The organism is Bradyrhizobium sp. SZCCHNS2022 (assembly GCF_032377575.1).
GTDB classification, from domain to species: domain Bacteria; phylum Pseudomonadota; class Alphaproteobacteria; order Rhizobiales; family Xanthobacteraceae; genus Bradyrhizobium; species Bradyrhizobium aeschynomenes.
In genome coordinates this window covers 210,549-226,262 of the sequence record NZ_JAUHHZ010000001.1, presented here as the reverse complement: position 1 = coordinate 226,262, position 15,714 = coordinate 210,549, and the positions used below count along the sequence as shown (strand labels likewise).

The 15,714-nt window shown below is 66.4% G+C and carries 13 protein-coding genes and 1 pseudogene; 9 read left to right on the top strand and 5 right to left on the bottom strand.

All coding sequences use genetic code 11. The features are described from left to right. Positions 1–38: 38 nt before the first annotated feature. Positions 39–1,742, bottom strand: a complete 1,704-nt coding sequence (locus tag QXZ94_RS01015) for a methyl-accepting chemotaxis protein (protein ID WP_315718840.1) — start codon at positions 1,740–1,742, stop codon at positions 39–41. Between the two features lie 434 nt (positions 1,743–2,176). Between QXZ94_RS01015 and QXZ94_RS01010 the strand changes: the two genes are divergently transcribed. Beyond that, positions 2,177–2,512, top strand: a complete 336-nt coding sequence (locus QXZ94_RS01010; protein WP_315718839.1) for a hypothetical protein — start codon at positions 2,177–2,179, stop codon at positions 2,510–2,512. A gap of 20 nt (positions 2,513–2,532) precedes the next feature. Then, positions 2,533–3,057, top strand: coding sequence for a protein phosphatase CheZ (locus QXZ94_RS01005; RefSeq protein ID WP_172133376.1), 525 nt, complete (start codon positions 2,533–2,535; stop codon positions 3,055–3,057). A gap of 292 nt (positions 3,058–3,349) precedes the next feature. On the opposite strand, the gene QXZ94_RS01000 is transcribed toward QXZ94_RS01005, so the two are convergent. Continuing rightward, a complete protein-coding gene (locus QXZ94_RS01000; protein ID WP_315726013.1) occupies positions 3,350–4,684 on the bottom strand; it encodes a dihydroorotase in 1,335 nt (444 codons plus the stop codon). Positions 4,685–4,882: 198 nt separating this feature from the next. On the opposite strand from QXZ94_RS01000, the gene QXZ94_RS00995 reads away from it, so the two are divergent. From QXZ94_RS00995 to QXZ94_RS00965, 7 genes are all read left to right on the top strand, one after another. Then, complete coding sequence (locus QXZ94_RS00995) at positions 4,883–5,767, top strand: folate-binding protein (protein ID WP_315718838.1); 885 nt, start codon at positions 4,883–4,885, stop codon at positions 5,765–5,767. Between the two features lie 10 nt (positions 5,768–5,777). Then, positions 5,778–6,407: a DNA-3-methyladenine glycosylase I gene (locus QXZ94_RS00990; RefSeq protein WP_315718837.1), complete on the top strand. Its 630-nt coding sequence runs from the start codon at positions 5,778–5,780 to the stop codon at positions 6,405–6,407. Continuing rightward, positions 6,404–7,021 carry an HD family hydrolase gene (locus QXZ94_RS00985; protein WP_315718836.1) on the top strand — a complete coding sequence of 206 codons (618 nt, stop codon included), beginning with the start codon at positions 6,404–6,406 and terminating at the stop codon, positions 7,019–7,021. Before QXZ94_RS00990 ends, QXZ94_RS00985 begins: the two co-directional genes overlap by 4 nt. A gap of 1 nt (position 7,022) precedes the next feature. Continuing rightward, a complete protein-coding gene (locus tag QXZ94_RS00980; RefSeq protein WP_315718835.1) occupies positions 7,023–7,262 on the top strand; it encodes a hypothetical protein in 240 nt (79 codons plus the stop codon). After that, positions 7,259–7,483, top strand: a complete 225-nt coding sequence (locus tag QXZ94_RS00975; protein ID WP_315718834.1) for a hypothetical protein — start codon at positions 7,259–7,261, stop codon at positions 7,481–7,483. The genes QXZ94_RS00980 and QXZ94_RS00975 overlap by 4 nt, the downstream gene beginning before the upstream one ends. A gap of 120 nt (positions 7,484–7,603) precedes the next feature. Continuing rightward, a complete protein-coding gene (locus QXZ94_RS00970; RefSeq protein ID WP_315718833.1) occupies positions 7,604–8,110 on the top strand; it encodes a protein tyrosine phosphatase in 507 nt (168 codons plus the stop codon). A 349-nt stretch (positions 8,111–8,459) separates the two neighbouring features. Then, positions 8,460–11,138, top strand: a complete 2,679-nt coding sequence (locus QXZ94_RS00965) for a DUF2339 domain-containing protein (protein WP_315718832.1) — start codon at positions 8,460–8,462, stop codon at positions 11,136–11,138. A 3-nt stretch (positions 11,139–11,141) separates the two neighbouring features. Here the strand turns inward: QXZ94_RS00965 and QXZ94_RS00960 are convergent. The 3 genes and pseudogenes from QXZ94_RS00960 to QXZ94_RS00950 form a co-directional block, all read right to left on the bottom strand. After that, positions 11,142–12,822 (bottom strand): annotated as a pseudogene (locus QXZ94_RS00960) (methyl-accepting chemotaxis protein). Positions 12,823–13,020: 198 nt separating this feature from the next. Continuing rightward, positions 13,021–14,709 carry a methyl-accepting chemotaxis protein gene (locus tag QXZ94_RS00955; RefSeq protein ID WP_315718831.1) on the bottom strand — a complete coding sequence of 563 codons (1,689 nt, stop codon included), beginning with the start codon at positions 14,707–14,709 and terminating at the stop codon, positions 13,021–13,023. A gap of 729 nt (positions 14,710–15,438) precedes the next feature. Then, positions 15,439–15,672, bottom strand: a complete 234-nt coding sequence (locus tag QXZ94_RS00950) for a DUF6894 family protein (protein WP_172111271.1) — start codon at positions 15,670–15,672, stop codon at positions 15,439–15,441. Between the last annotated feature and the right edge of the window lie 42 nt (positions 15,673–15,714).

Genomic DNA, 15,714 nt, shown 5'->3' with positions numbered 1-15,714 from the left:
GACTGGCATTTCATTCGATCGGCGAACCGGCATGTCCGTCAGGCCGCTCGCACCGACTGCAGAAAACGACCGACTTCACGCTTGAGCCGATTGCTGTCTGTCGATAGCCCCTGGGCCGCCTCCAGCACCTGGGTGGAGGCCGAGCCGGTCTCGGTGGCGCCGCGCTGGACGTCGGTGATGTTGACGGAGACCTGCTGGGTCCCGTGCGCGGCCTGCTGGACGTTGCGCGAGATCTCCTTGGTGGCGGCGTTCTGCTCCTCCACCGCAGCCGCGATGGTGGACGACACCTCCGACAAGCGCTCGATGCTTCCGGAGATCAGTCGGATTGCAGCGACCGATTCCTGCGTCGCGGTCTGGATGCCGGCCACCTGCTGGCCGATCTCGTCAGTCGCCTTCGCCGTCTGCTCGGCGAGCGCCTTCACTTCGGCCGCGACAACCGCGAAACCGCGGCCCGCATCGCCCGCGCGTGCCGCCTCGATCGTGGCATTGAGCGCGAGCAGATTGGTCTGCCCGGCGATGCTGTTGATCAACTCGACCACGTCGCCGATCCGGCTCGCCGCGCGCGACAGTTCGCTCACCCGCTCGTTGGTGCGCTTCGCCTGCTCGACGGCCTCGTTGGCCATCCGTGCCGACTCGTGCACTTGACGGCCGATCTCGGTCACCGAGGAGGTCATCTCCTCGGTCGCGGAGGCAACCGACTGCACGTTGGTCGACGCTTCCTCGGAGGCCGCCGCGACTGCCGTCGCGAGCTCGCCGGCGCGCACCGCCGTCTTGCTCAGTGTGTCAGCCGAAACCTCGAGCTTCGCCGAAGCGGAGGAAACCGTCTCGATGATCTCGCCGACGGCACCTTCGAAATCATCGGCCATCTTCTGCGTGTCCGCCTTGCGCCGCGCCAGGGCGCGCTGCTCGGCGTCCTTCTGCTCGATTTCGAGGGCTTGCCGCGCGACCGCGTTGCTCTTGAACACTTCGACGGCGCCGGCCATTTCGCCGATCTCGTCGCGACGCCCGATCCCGGGCACCTCGACGTCGAGGCGCCCACCGGCCAGGCTCTTCATCGCCGCCGTCATGCGGTTCAGCGGATGGGTGATCCCGCGTGCGACCAGTGTCGATACGATCAGCGAAACCAGGAGCACGAGCCCGGATGCCATCAGCGACTGCCGGGTGGAGGCCCAGGTCTGCGCCTGCAGGTCGTCGATGTAAACGCCGGTGCCGAGAAACCAATTCCACGGTGCGAAGCCAACGACATGAGTCAGCTTCGGCTGCGGCTTCTCCGAGCCCGGCTTCGGCCATTCGTAATCGACGAAGCCATGACCGTGCCTGCGAACGACATCGACCATCTCGAGGAAGAGTTTCTTGCCGCCGGCGTCCTTCATGTCGGACACGTCCTCGCCGACCAGCTTGGTCGAGATCGGATGCATCAGCATCCGCGCAGACATGTCGGCGACGAAGAAATATTCGGTGCCGCCGTAGCGCAGTTGCGACGTACGCTCCAATGCGCGCTTCTGCGCGTCGGCAACGGAGACCGTGCCCTTCTGGGCGGCCGCATGCTCCTCGGCGAGAATGCCGAGCGCGAGCTCGGTGAGATGCTGAAGCTCCAGCTGCTTCTGTTGCTTGAGACTGGTGGCGAGCTCGCCGGAATTGAAGGCCGCTATGCCGACAAGACCAAGGAAACTCAGGCCGATCAACGCATAGATCTTGACGCCGATCGTGAGCTTCGGACGGAACGGGAGTGCAAACGACATGACAGTCTCCACGGGCGCGAGGATGGTCGCTTCGGGCGCACGTGGACGTTCATGTCGAAGGGCCTAGGCGGCCCTCTGCACACGCGACAAGGACCCCCACGGCGCTTGTGTGAAGAGCGTAGGGAACCGACTACTAATTTTCTTTAATGCACTGACCGTAGAACTACGCACGAATGCATCCGACGGCGATGATCGCGCGTCAGATCGGTAATCCACTCTGGCCAACGCCATGCGGCATATTGTCTCAATTGCTTGCGAGCCGGAGAAGGAAACGCCGTTTGCCCGTGGAGTTCAGCCTGCACCAGTCGCTAGCAGACCGACCATAGGAGCAGAATGTTAACATACGATATACACGAGCAGGGCTGATTTTAGCAGTTCGCACTCTGGCTTCCATCGCCCTTCGGCCGACCTTGATTAGATCGTCACCTCTGTCCTTGTCGGTGATGGTTTCGCTGCTCGGCGTCGTTGCCGGCAGCGACGCGGCCGTTCGGGCGATGCTGAAGATGCGCGACGGCACCGCGGTCGTCGCGTCAGAAAACCTTCACCATTTGCAGGCCTTTGGCGTGAATGAACATGCGCCCTTAACGAAGACGGGCAAAAATAGGCAGCTAGTCTTCACCTACCTGCCCGCAGTGCCGGTTCGAACTTACGCGAAATCTCGATCGCCGCGTCGCGAGCCGGTCACCGCCGAACTGAATCCGGAATGCCTTCACAGAAGAGCAGGCCCGGGTTTGCAACTGCCGCGTGAAGAATTAGTAAGGAAACTTTAAGGAAACGTCGGGGATTTCTGATGATTGCGCCGGAAGAAGAGAGGTTGCTGAAAACCTACCTGGTCGAGATGTTCGGCCAGATTAGCAGCATGCGGCGCGAGCTCGCCGCTCTTCAAGGCGACGGCAAGGGCAGTTTCGCCTCGATGACCGACACCCTCGACGCGATCGTGGAAAATACGGAAGTCGCCGGCAACGCGATCCTCGAAAGCATGGAGGCGATCAGCGCCAGCGTCGGGAAGCTGCAGGGCGCCAAGGACCCGACGACAGTGGCGGTCTGCGACGAGATCGTCGACAGCACCAACAAGGTGTTCGAGGCTTGCGCCTTTCAGGACCTCACGGGGCAGCGGATCACGCGCGTGGTCAAGTCGCTGAAGTTCATGGAAGACCACATCAACAAGCTCGTCCGCATCTGGGGGAAAGAGGAGCTGGCGCGGGTCGCCGCCGAGCTGGCAGCTCCAAAGAGCACCACGCCGGACTTGCTGGAAGGCCCGAAGCGGCCGGGTGTGGCGATTTCCCAGGACGACATCGACAAGCTGTTCGGGTGAACGGCGGCGGGGCGCGATACTCTCTGTCCCCAGCGCTGTCCGACACAGCGCCCTCGCCCCTTGTGGGAGAGGGCATCTCCGGCCCATCCGCCTGCTCGGTCAAGTGAGGGGTTTCTCACTGCACGTCGCGCTCGCGGAGACATACCCCTCACCCAACCGAGATTGCCGCTCTGTCCTACATGCCCTCCCCCACAAGGGGCGAGGGCGCAGTCACGAGCACTGCGGAAAGGGTGCGCAAGCCTCGTAGCCCGGATGCTTGCTCACAACAACCAAGCAAAAGCGCAGGAGCCCATTACGGCCGCAGCGTTTCCATGAAGCGCACCGGCTCGCCCGTCGCCGGCCTCAGCAACTCGCCCTGCCACATCACGCGCTGGCCGCGCACGTAGGTGCCGACCGGCCAGCCGGTGACGCGCACGCCGTCATAGGGCGTCCATCCGGCTTTGGAGGCGACCCATTCGTTGGTGATGGTCTCGCTGCGCTTGAGATCGACGATCGTCAGGTCGGCGTCATAGCCGGCGGCGATGCGGCCCTTGCGGGCGATGTTGTAGATGCGCGCCGGACCGGCGCTGGTGAGGTCGACGAAGCGTTGCAGCGACAGCCGGCCGGCATTGACGTGGTCGAGCATGATCGGCACCAAGGTCTGCACGCCGGTCATGCCGGACGGCGAGGCCGGATAGGTCTTGGCCTTCTCCTCGGCGGTGTGCGGCGCATGGTCGGAGCCGAGGATGTCGACGATGCCCTGGTGGACGCCCCACCAGATCACGTCGCGATGATCGACGGATCGCACCGGTGGGTTCATCTGCGCGTAGGTGCCGAGCCGCTCGTAGCACTCGGGCGCAGCCAAGGTGAGATGATGTGGCGTGGCCTCGACGGTGGCGACGTCCTTGTGGTCGCGCAGATACACGATCTCTTCCTTGGTCGAGATGTGCAGCACGTGGATGCGCTTGCCGGTCTCGTGCGCGAGATTGACGAGCCGCTGCGTCGCGCGCAGGGCCGCCTCCTCGTCGCGCCAGACCGGATGCGAGCGCGGATCGTTCTCGACGCGCAGGTTCTTGCGCTCGTTGAGGCGGTATTCGTCCTCGGCGTGGAACGCGGCGCGGCGGCGGATCACCTGGAAGATGCGGCGCAGACTGTCATCGTCCTCGACCAGCAGCGAGCCGGTGGAGGAGCCGACGAACACCTTGACGCCGGCGCAGCCCTCGGCGCGCTCCAGCACCGGCAGCTGCTCGACGTTCTCGCGGGTGCCGCCGATGAAGAAGGCGAAGTCGCAATGCATGCGATGGCGCCCGGCTGCGACCTTGGCGGTGAACGCCTCCTCGGTGACCGTCAGCGGATTGGTGTTGGGCATCTCGAACACGGCGGTGACGCCGCCCATCACGGCGCTGCGCGAGCCGGTTTCGAGATCCTCCTTGTGGGTCAGGCCGGGTTCGCGGAAATGCACCTGGGTGTCGATCACGCCGGGCAGCACATGCAGGCCCTTGCAGTCGACGGTCTCGGCCGCCGAGGCCGCGCCGAGATCGCCGATCTCGATGATGCGTCCATTGAAGATGCCGACGTCGCGGACACCCTCGCCGTCCTGGTTGACCACGGTGCCGGATTTCAGAATGACGTCGAACCGCGCGCTCATGAAGCCCTCATAGGATTTCATTCTCCTGATCACCCCAAGACAGATCGATCATGCTGCGCGGCTGCCCATTTGCTGGCCTCTGAGGACGCTGACGTCTCGATCTTTAGAATGAAGCCACCGCGCAAGGGCGTTTCAGCCTTGTGGTTTATGCCAGCGCGGCTTACGTTTCAGTGCGGCCTGTCGCAAGAGGTTTTTCGAATGAAAGCGACGTTTCTCGACGACCGGGGCGTGGTCCAGGTCAGCGGCGACGATGCACGCAAGTTCCTCAACGGTCTCTTCACCACGGATGTCGGCAAGCTCACACCGGGGGACGCCCGGTTCGGTGCGCTGCTGACGCCGCAGGGCAAGATCATCATCGACTTCCTGGTCACCCAGGTGCCGGCGAGCGAAGGCGGCGAACGCTTCCTGCTCGACTGTCCGCGCGCGCTGGCGCAGGCGCTCACCGACAAGCTCAACGTCTACAAGCTCAGGGCCAAGGTTGCGGTCGGCAATCTCTCCGCAGAGCTCGGCGTGATCGCGGTCTGGGATGGCGCTGTCGGCACGATGCCGGAGCAGAGCTTCACCGATCCGCGTCACGAGCGTCTCGGCGCGCGCGTCATTGCGCCGCAAGATGCGCTCGCTGACATCGCGGCCAGGCTCGGGGCCGAGATCGTCGGCGCGGACGCCTACGAGGCGCATCGCATCGAGTGCAGCGTGCCGCGGGGCGGGCTCGACTTCATGTATGGCGATGCCTTCCCGCACGAGACCAACATGGACCGGCTGCACGGTGTCGACATCGGCAAGGGCTGCTATGTCGGCCAGGAGGTCGTGAGCCGCATGCACCATCGCGGCACCACGCGCACGCGCACCGCGCAGGTCCTGCTCGACGGACCGAGCCCCGAACCGGGCACGCCGATCACGGCCGGCGACAAGAGCGTGGGCACCATGGGCTCGGCCGCACGGCAGAAGGGCATGGCGCTGCTGCGGATCGACCGCGCCGCCGAGGCGATGGAAGCAGGCACGCCTCTGACGGCGGGCGGGCTCACTTTGCGCATCGCCGATCCGGACGCGCTGCAAGGCGCGCCGAAGCAGACGGTGGCCTGAGCCTGTCAGCATGAGCCGCGCCGCTGTCGTCCATTCCGATGGCCTGACGCGCTGCCCCTGGCCGGGCAGCGATCCGCTGTATGTCGCCTATCACGACACCGAGTGGGGCGTGCCGGAATATGACGACCGCGCTCTCTACGAGAAGCTGATCCTCGACGGCTTCCAGGCCGGGCTGTCGTGGATCACGATCCTGCGCAAGCGCGACAATTTCCGCCGCGCCTTCGATGACTTCCAGCCGGAGAAGATCGCCCGCTATGGCGACAAGAAGATCCACGCGCTGATGAACGATGCCGGCATCGTCCGCAACCGCGCCAAGATCGAGGGCACCATCCTGAGCGCGAAATCCTGGCTGAAGATCCAGGAGGGGAGCGACGGCTTTTCGAAGCTGCTGTGGAACTTCATGGACGGCAAGCCCAAGGTCAATGCGTTCAAGACCACCGCGAGCGTGCCGGCCTCGACGCCGCTGTCGATCAAGATATCCAAGGAGCTCGCTTCGCGCGGCTTCAAGTTCGTCGGCCCCACCATCGTCTACGCATTCATGCAGGCGACGGGGATGGTCAACGACCATCTCGTCACCTGCTTCTGCCACGAGACCTGTAGCGGCCAGCGCCGCGCCCCGCGCCTCAAACCTCCCAAATGACGACTGAGAAGTCCCCGAGCGGGCACGACCGCGTCTGGCAGCGCATGCTGTCCGGCCGGCGACTCAACCTGATCGATCCCTCGCCGCTCGACGTCGAGATCGCCGACATCGCCCATGGGCTGGCGCGCGTGGCGCGCTGGAACGGCCAGACGTCGGGCGCGCACATCTTCTCGGTCGCGCAGCACACGCTGCTGGTGGAGACGGTGATGCGCGCGAAGAAACCCAACATCGATGCCAAGCTGCGGCTGGCGGCGCTGCTGCACGACGCGCCGGAATACGTCATCGGCGACATGATCTCGCCGTTCAAGGCGGTGCTCGGCGGCAGCTACAAGAGCGTCGAGAAGCGGCTGCTGGGCGCCATCCACATCCGCTTCGGCCTGCCGGCGGAGATTGCCCCCGAGATCGAGCGCCAGATCAAGGCGGCCGACCGCGGCTCCGCCTATCTGGAGGCGACCCGGCTCGCGGGCTTCTCCGAGAGCGAGGCGAAGAAGCTGTTCGGCCGCGACCCCGGCCTGCCCGAGGCCACCGTGACGGAGTATCTGACGCCGTGGAGCGCGGCCAAGGCGGAAAAGCGGTTCCTGACCCGCTTCAACCTGGTGCTGGGGTCGTGCTGAGATGCCGCTGACACCCGACGAGCGCCGCAACGAGCGGCTGAAGCTGGCGGCCAACTGGATGAACACGCTGGCCACCGCGATCGTCACGGCCGGGACGTTCGTGCCCCTGGCCCAGTTCGTCTACGGCGTGCTGCCGCCCGGGACGCCGGCCGGCCTGATTTATGGTTCGGGCGTGGTTTGCATTGTCACCGGAGTGGTCCTACATTTGCTGGGTCAGTGGATCCTGGGAGGTCTTCGATGACCACGCACCAGCTCGTCGCCCTGAGCTTTCCGCTCCTGACCGCCCTGGCCGTCGCCGTGGTGGCCCTGTTCGTGCGCCGCCCCTGGACCGAAAAGCCGGTCGAGGTCGGCTTGCAGAGCCGCGAGCGCGTGCTCGAGCACGTCGAGCGCCTCAATGCCGAGATCGAGGTCAAGGCCCATCTGGTCCGTCAGGAGCTGCGGCACCTCAAGAACACGCGCTGACGGCTGCTCGCCCACACATGCGTAGGAGCGGGACATATGCGCCCGCCCGACAGCTGACATCCAAAACCCGCTTTTGCCCTTGTGCCGCCGTTCGTATAATCGGGCGTCCAAAGGCTCATCATGATCCACGTCTGCTCACTCGCCGCTTTGCCCGACACCGTGCGCCTGACCGGCGCCAGCCACGTGCTGACCATCATGGCCAATGTCGAGCAGGTGCAGCGGCCCGAGAGCATCCGCCCCGAGAACCATCTGCGGGTCTCGGTCGACGACATCACCGAGCAGCTCCCCGGCTTCATGGCGCCGAGCGACGACCACGTCACCCAGGTACTGGCGTTCGTGCGCGGCTGGGATCGCGCGGCGCCGCTCGTGATCCACTGCTATGCCGGCATCAGCCGCTCCACGGCGAGCGCGTTTGCGGCTGCCTGCGCGCTCAACCCGCATCGCGACGAGCTCGACATCGCCTGGGCCATCCGCCAGGCCTCCCCGATCGCCTCGCCCAACCGCCTGATCGTCAGCCTTGCCGACCGCGCGCTGGGCCGGCAGGGCCGCATGGTGCGCGCGCTGGACGCCATCGGCCCCGGCGCGATGATGGTCGACAGCCAGCCGTTCCGGATCGACTTGGAATGAGCCGCAGCCGTCTCAGCCCCGTCGTTCCGGGGCGCCGCGCCAGCGGCGAACCCGGAGCCTCGAGCTGGTCGCGCTCGATGGACCGGCCGGACTCAAAGCTCTGGGTTCCAGATTCGCGCTTCGCGCGCCCCGGAACGACGGTGCATCGAAAGGCGCGCGCCGAGTAGCAGCATACCGGCGCTGCTTGAACTTCCGCTCCGCCGTTTGACACTCAAGGAACTGCAGCCATCGTGACGGCACGCGCGTGCCGTCAGCCGATTCGCTGCGCCACCGCTCGGGGCCGGCTTGGCCCCTGCCCCCTTCCCATGACGCCGGCGGGCGCCATCGATCTCGAGGACTCCCAGGCGTGATGTTCGATTGGCCACTGGACTGGATTGCACTCCTGGTCGCGCTCGCGGCGCTCGCCTTCGCGCGCCGGACCTCCGACCGATTGGCCGAGGTGCAGGCCCGGCTGGCCAAGCTCGAGGCGGCCCCCCCGACGGTCGTTGCACCCGTGGCCGCACCGCCGCTCAGCCCGCTCCAGGAGCCCGCCGCAACGCCGTCGATGCCGCCGCCCTTGCCGGAGGTCACCGAGGAGCCCACCCTGCCGCCCGCAGCGCTCACGGCCGACGCGGCGGCCGATCAGCCGCCGCCCCCGCCGCCGCTGCCGCAGCCCGCGGCCGGCTTCGAGGAGACCATCGGCACCCGCTGGGTGGTGTGGATCGGCGGACTGACGCTCGCGCTCGGCGGTTTCTTCATGGTGCGCTACTCGATCGAGGCCGGCCTCGTCGGCCCCGAGGTGCGGGTGGCGCTCGGCGCGCTGTTCGCCGCCGCGCTGCTGGCGGCCGGCGAATGGACGCGGCGCAAGGAGAGCATCTCGCAGATATCGGCGCTGCCGATCGCCAACATCCCGGCGATCCTCACCGCGGCCGGCACCGCCGTCGCCTTCGCGACGATCTACGCGGCCTACGCGCTGTATGAGTTCCTGCCGCCCGCCATCGCCTTCGTCCTGCTCGGCGTCGTCGCGCTGGGCACGCTGGCTGCCGCGCTGCTGCACGGACCGGCGCTGGCCGGGCTCGGCCTCGTCGCCGCCTTCACCACGCCGGTGCTGGTCTCGACCGGGCAGCCGAACTACTGGGCGCTCTACATCTATCTCGCCATCGTCACCGCCGCCGCCTTCGCGCTGGCGCGCGTGCGGCTGTGGCGCTGGCTGGCGATGACCACGATCGGGCTGTCGTTCCTGTGGACCCTGCCCGGGCTCGACGCGGGCGTCGAGACGGTCGCGCCGCACGTCTTCCACGTCACCATCGGCTTCATCCTGACCGCGCTGATCGTCGTCTGCGGCTTCCTGTTCGGACCTGCGGCCGAGACTGACGAGGTCGAGCCGATCTCGTCGGTGGGGCTTGCCGTCTATCTGCTCGGCGCGATGCTGGTCGTGCTCGCGAGCTTCCACGACGGGCTGGCGCTGATCGGCTTCACCGTGCTGGTCGCCGCCACGCTCGCGGTCGCCTGGCGCGCGCCGAGCGCAACCGGCGCGGTCGCGGCGGCGGCGGGCACCGTGTTCCTGGTGTTCGCCGAATGGGCGCTGCGTGACAATCCGGACCTGCTGGTGCTGCCGGGCGGCGCGCTGCCCGGCATGGGACCGAACCCGCTCGGCGCATCGGTCACGTCACATCTGGTGACGGCGGCGATCTTCGCGCTCGGCTTCGGCGGCGCCGGCTTCCTGGCGCAGGGGCGCTCGGAGAATGCGGCCGTGCCGGTGGTGTGGTCGGCGGCCGGCGTGTTCACACCGATCGCATTGCTGGTCGCGCTCTATGCGCGCATCGCTCATCTCGACCGCTCGATCCCGTTCGCGATCCTCGCGGTGATCCTGGCGGCTGCGTTTGCCGTCGCCACCGAGGCGCTGACCCGACGCGAGGAACGGCCGGGGCTCTCCGCGGCGGTCGCGCTGTTCGCGACCGGAACGCTGGCCGCGCTGGCGCTGGCGCTGACCTTCGCGCTGGAGAAGGGCTGGCTGACGATCGCGCTGGCGCTGATGTCGCTCGGCACCGCCTGGATCTTCGAGACCCGGCCGATCCCGTTCCTGCGCAGCTTGGCGGCCATCTTCGCCGGATTGGTGGTGCTGCGCATCGGCTATGACCCGCGCATCGTCGGCGCCGATGTCGGCACCACGCCGATCTTCAACTGGCTGCTGTGGGGCTATGGCGTTCCGGCGGCCTCGTTCTGGGGCGCGAGCTACCTCATGCGGCGCCATGGCGACGACGCGCCGTTACGCGCGGTCGAGGCGGCCGCGATCCTGTTCACGACGCTGCTTGCGTTCCTCGAGATCCGCCACGCCGTCAATGACGGCGACATGCTGGCGGTGCCGTCGCTCGCCGAGATCGGCCTCGACGTCTGCGTCGCACTGGCACTCGCCATCGGCCTGGAGCGGCTGCGCGTGCGCAGCGGCAGCATCGTGCACGACATCAGCGCCGTGATCCTGACCGGCTTCGCCGGCGGCGCCACCGTGCTCGGGCTGCTGCTGTTCGAGAATCCGATGGTCTCGGACGTCGCGATCAAGGGCGGCCTGCTCAACATCCTGGTCCTGGCCTACGCCTTCCCGGCGGTGCTGATGCTGCTGTTGTCCTACGCAGTCGCGGGCCGCCGTCCGCCGGCCTATGGCAACACGCTGGCAGCCGGCGCGCTGATCCTGGCGTTGTCCTATGTCAGCCTGGAGATCCGCCGGATCTATCACGGCCCGAACCTGATGAGCGGCGTCACCAGCGCCGCCGAGCAGTACACCTACTCCATCGCATGGCTCGCCTTCGGCGTCGTGCTGCTCGGCATCGGCGTCGTCGTGTCGTCGCAGCGCGCCCGTCTCGCCTCCGCGATCGTCATCGCGCTGACGATCCTGAAGGCGTTCCTGGTCGACATGTCGGCGCTGACCGGCGTCTGGCGCGCGCTGTCCTTCATCGGCCTCGGGCTTGTGCTGGTCGCGATCGGCTGGCTGTACCAGAAGGTTCTGTTCCGGCGGCAGCAGCAGGCGCCGCCGGCTCAGCCGGCGGCGTGAGGATCACGCGGCCCTGACCGACTGCAGGAACGAGGCGACCTCGCGCTTGAGCCGGTCGCTGTCGGACGCCAGCGACTTGGCGGCGTCGAGAACGTGCGAGGACGCCGTGCCGGTTTCGGTCGCGCCGCGCTGCACGTCGACGACGTTCGACGACACCTGCTGCGTACCGTGCGCGGCCTGCTGGACGTTGCGCGAGATCTCCTGCGTCGCCGCGCCCTGCTCCTCCACTGCAGCCGCGATGGCCGAGGAGATTTCCGAGAGCCGCTCGATCGTGCCGGAAATGTCGCGGATGGCGCCGACGGACTCCTGCGTTGCCGCCTGAATGCCGGAGATCTGCTGGCCGATCTCGCCCGTCGCCTTCGACGTCTGCTCGGCCAACGCCTTCACCTCCGAAGCCACGACCGCGAAGCCGCGACCGGCTTCGCCCGCGCGCGCCGCTTCGATGGTGGCGTTCAAGGCGAGCAGGTTGGTCTGGCCGGCGATCGAGTTGATCAGCTCGACGACGTCGCCGATGCGCGCGGCAGCCTTCGACAACTCGCCGACGCGGTCGTTGGTCTGGCGGGCCTGCGAGACGGCCTCCTGCGCCATGCGCGCCGATTCCTGCACCTGGCGGCTGATCTCGGTGATCGAGGACGACAGTTCCTCGGTGGCCGAGGCCACCGACTGCACGTTGGTGGAGGCTTCCTCGGAGGCCGCTGCGACCTGGGTCGAGATCTCCTGCGAGCGCGAGGCGGTCGAAGACAACGCGCCAGCGGAATGCTCGAGCTCGGTCGACGCCGACGACACCGTCTGTACGATCTCGCCGATCGTCGTTTCGAACTGGCGGGTGATGCTGTCGACGCGACGACCGCGCTCGATCTTGGCCTCGGCATCGGCAGCAGCGCGCGCGTCGGCCTCTGGCGATCAGCGCCTCCTTGAAGACCTGCAGCGTGTCGGCCATCGCACCCATCTCGGTCGGCTCGCCGCGGTGCGGTACCTCGGCCGAGAGATCGCCCTCACCGAGCGCCTGCATCGGCTTGATGATCGAGGCGATGCCGGAGGAGACGTCGTGAACCAGATAGAAGCCGACACCGATGCCGGCAGCGACGGCGGCAATGATGATGGACGTCACGACCCAGAAGGTGGTGCTGTAGCCATCGGCGGCATCGCGCGTGGCCGCTTCCGCGCCCTTGTCGTTATAGTCGATCGCCTTGTTCAGAATTTCCTCTGACGCGGTCGCCGCCACGCCGGCGGGCTTGAACAGCGCATCGACATCGTCGGGCAGCTTGCCGATGCTCCTGCGCGAGACCTCCAGCACCTTGTCGACCTCGGCCAAGTACTTGTCCCAGGCGCGCGTCCAGGCCTCGTAGATGCCGCGCTCCTCGGCGGTCGAGATCAGCGGCTGGTAGGCCTTGATGTCCTTCTTCACCTTGTCCAGCGTGTCCGCCATGCGCTTGTCGTTGTTGGCCTTCGCCTCCGGCGTCAGAGCCATCACATGCGCTCGCAGCGTGAGCCGATAGACGTTGATGTCGGCGCGCAAAGCGCCCAGCGCGCGGACGCTCGGCAGCCAGTTGGTGGAGATGTCGACGGTGCGGGCATTGATGTCCCGCATGCTGCGCAGAGACAGCAAGCCCATGCCGGCCATGACCACCAGCATGAAGGCGATGACGGCGATGATCTTGAGGCGAATGGAAAGCCTGGACACGTCCTGATCCTCCGAGAGAAAGCGTCTCGCAACGTCGGTCGTGTCTGCGCGGCCACCGCACCATTGCGACGGCCGCCGCACCGCTGCGAAACGAAAAGCGGCAAACTGCTGAGCTGCAGTTTGCCGCTTTCGCCGCAAAGTTCCGTTAATGCTGAACGTCGTACTAATACGGGTTCGCTTGGCGAACGCGGATCAGAACTAAGCTGCCCGCACCGATTGCAGGAACGACGCCACCTCGCGCTTGAGACGGTCGCTGTCGGTCGCGAGCGATTGCGCCGCGGACAGAACATGCGCCGACGCCTGGCCCGTCTCCGACGCGCCGCGCTGCACGTCGACGACGTTCGACGACACCTCCTGTGTGCCCTGCGAAGCCTGCTGGACGTTGCGCGAGATCTCCTGCGTCGCCGCGCCCTGCTCCTCCACCGCGGCCGCGATCGCCGACGAGATTTCCGACAGCTTCTCGATGGTGGTGGAGATCGCGCGGATGGCGCCGACCGATTCCTGCGTGGCCGCCTGGATGCCCGAGACCTGCTGGCCGATCTCGTCCGTCGCCTTGGCGGTCTGCTCCGCAAGCGCCTTCACCTCGGAGGCGACGACCGCGAAGCCGCGGCCGGCCTCGCCGGCGCGGGCGGCCTCGATGGTCGCGTTCAGCGCCAGGAGGTTGGTCTGACCGGCGATCGTGTTGATCAGCTCGACGACGTCGCCGATGCGTGCCGCGGCCTTGCTCAGCTCGCTGACGCGATCGTTGGTCATGCGCGCCTGGTCCACGGCCTCGTTGGCCATGCGGGCCGATTCCTGCACCTGGCGGCTGATCTCGGTGATCGACGAGGACAGCTCCTCGGTGGCGGAAGCGACCGACTGCACGTTGGTGGAAGCTTCTTCCGAGGCGGCCGCGACCGCAGTCGAGATTTCCTGTGAACGGGTTGCGGTCGAGGACAGCGCGCCGGCTGAATGCTCGAGCTCGGTCGAGGCCGACGACACGGTCTGCACGATCTCGCCGATCGTCGCCTCGAATTGGCGGGTGATGTTGTCGACGCGGCGGCCGCGCTCGATCTTGGCTTCGGCATCGGCAGCGGCACGCTCGTCGGCGTCCTTCTTGGCGATCAGCGCTTCCTTGAACACCTGCAGCGTGTCGGCCATGGCGCCGATCTCGGTCGCCTCGCCGCGATGCGTGACCTCCGCGCCGAGATCGCCGTTGGCGAGCTCCTGCATCGGCTTGATGATCGAGGCGATGCCCGACGAGACGTTCTGCACCAGATAGAAGCCGACCGCGATGCCGCCGATGACGGCCGCGGCGATGATCGACACGACGAGCCAGATCGCACGCGAGAAGCTCTCGGCCGCCTGGCGCGTCGCGTTTTCGGCGCCCTTGTTGTTGAACTCGATGTCCTGGATGAAGTACTTGTCGGCGTCACGCGCGATCGCGGCGGCCGACTTCTCGAGCAGCTCGCTGGCCTCACGCGGCATCCGGCCGACGCTCTTGTTCGACTCCTCCATGACCTGCTTGACGGCGACGACGTACTTGTCCCAGGCCTGCACCCAGTTGGTGTAGATGGTCCGTTCCTCGGCTGAGCTGATCATCGGCTCATAGGCCTTGCGATCCTTGAGGATGGTGTCGAGGATGCCGTTCACCCGCTTCTCGCCGGCCTGCTTGGCTTCGGCGGTGTCCGCCATCACATGGGCGCGCAGCGCGATGCGCAGCAGATTGATGTTGGCACGCAGCTCACCGATCGCACGCACGCTGGGGAGCCAGTTGTGAGCGATGTCGACCGTATTGGCATTGATCGACTGCATGCTGGTGACGGCGACCGCGCCAAGCCCGCACATGGCGACGAGCATGAACGCGATGACCGAGATGATCTTCTTACGAATCGACATTTTGGACACGATGACCCCAGCTGGCTGCGCGGTTCGCCACTCTCTTCAGCGTCACAGACAATCTGAATAGCCAGGTCTGCGCTACGCTGCGCGGCGTCGAGGTCGGAGAAACGGGAGACCTCCGAATTCTCGGACGTCTCACTTGGTTCCGACGGTGCCATTGGGCGGGAAACAGGCTTATCGGAAGTTAACGGGGAACCCGTAAGACTACCGACAAACCATGTAAAATGCGCACCGTCGCGATGGCGCGGTGTCCTGAAACCGGCATGCATCGGCCGGCGTTCGCGAGGCATGGCACGGGATCACGGCGAGTGACACCTTGGGCTATCGCGCCAGCGGTTGTTTCAACTCCTGGTATGCCAGGATGCAGGTTAGAAGGAGGTTAATGCCACAACCTGAACTGGCATCGTCGCAGCGACGGGAATACGCAGCCGGCCGCCGACAGTCCGAACGGAGGGCGGTCGGAAAACAGGGGCGCGCATGGGGAGAGGGATCGATGGGTCTGTCAGGAGGAGACGCAGGACAATGTCTTGTGAGCAACCGTCCCCAACCGTCCCAAGGCATCGCGACGGCGACGACCACGTGGAGAATGGCCTGGCGGCAGATGCTTGCCGCTCCAACGCCGTGTGACGCGGACTGCAGCGGCGAGAAGGTGTCGGAGGGAGCCGCCGCCTCAAGCCGCAGCAAAGCCGCGGCTCCGGCAGTCAGCGGCTCGGATCATCCCCCGATGATCCAGGCTCAGCTGACGGATTCGGACACCAGGCGGATGCGGAACACCGGCTGCTTGGCTTCGTCCAGGAGTTCCATCTGCCACTCTGCGCCCTGTTGCAGAGTCTTCGAGATCCCGCCGATCAGGTCCGAGCAGACGGCCGTCAGTTCGTTCCAGGCAGATTCCCGGTTGGCGAATTCATAAGGCTGATCAGCAGCGCCCGAATAGCGGCCCTGGCTGATACGGAAGAAGTAGAGCGACATTACCGACCCTTTCGATTGGGCCACCCCCCTGGTCGCAAACTG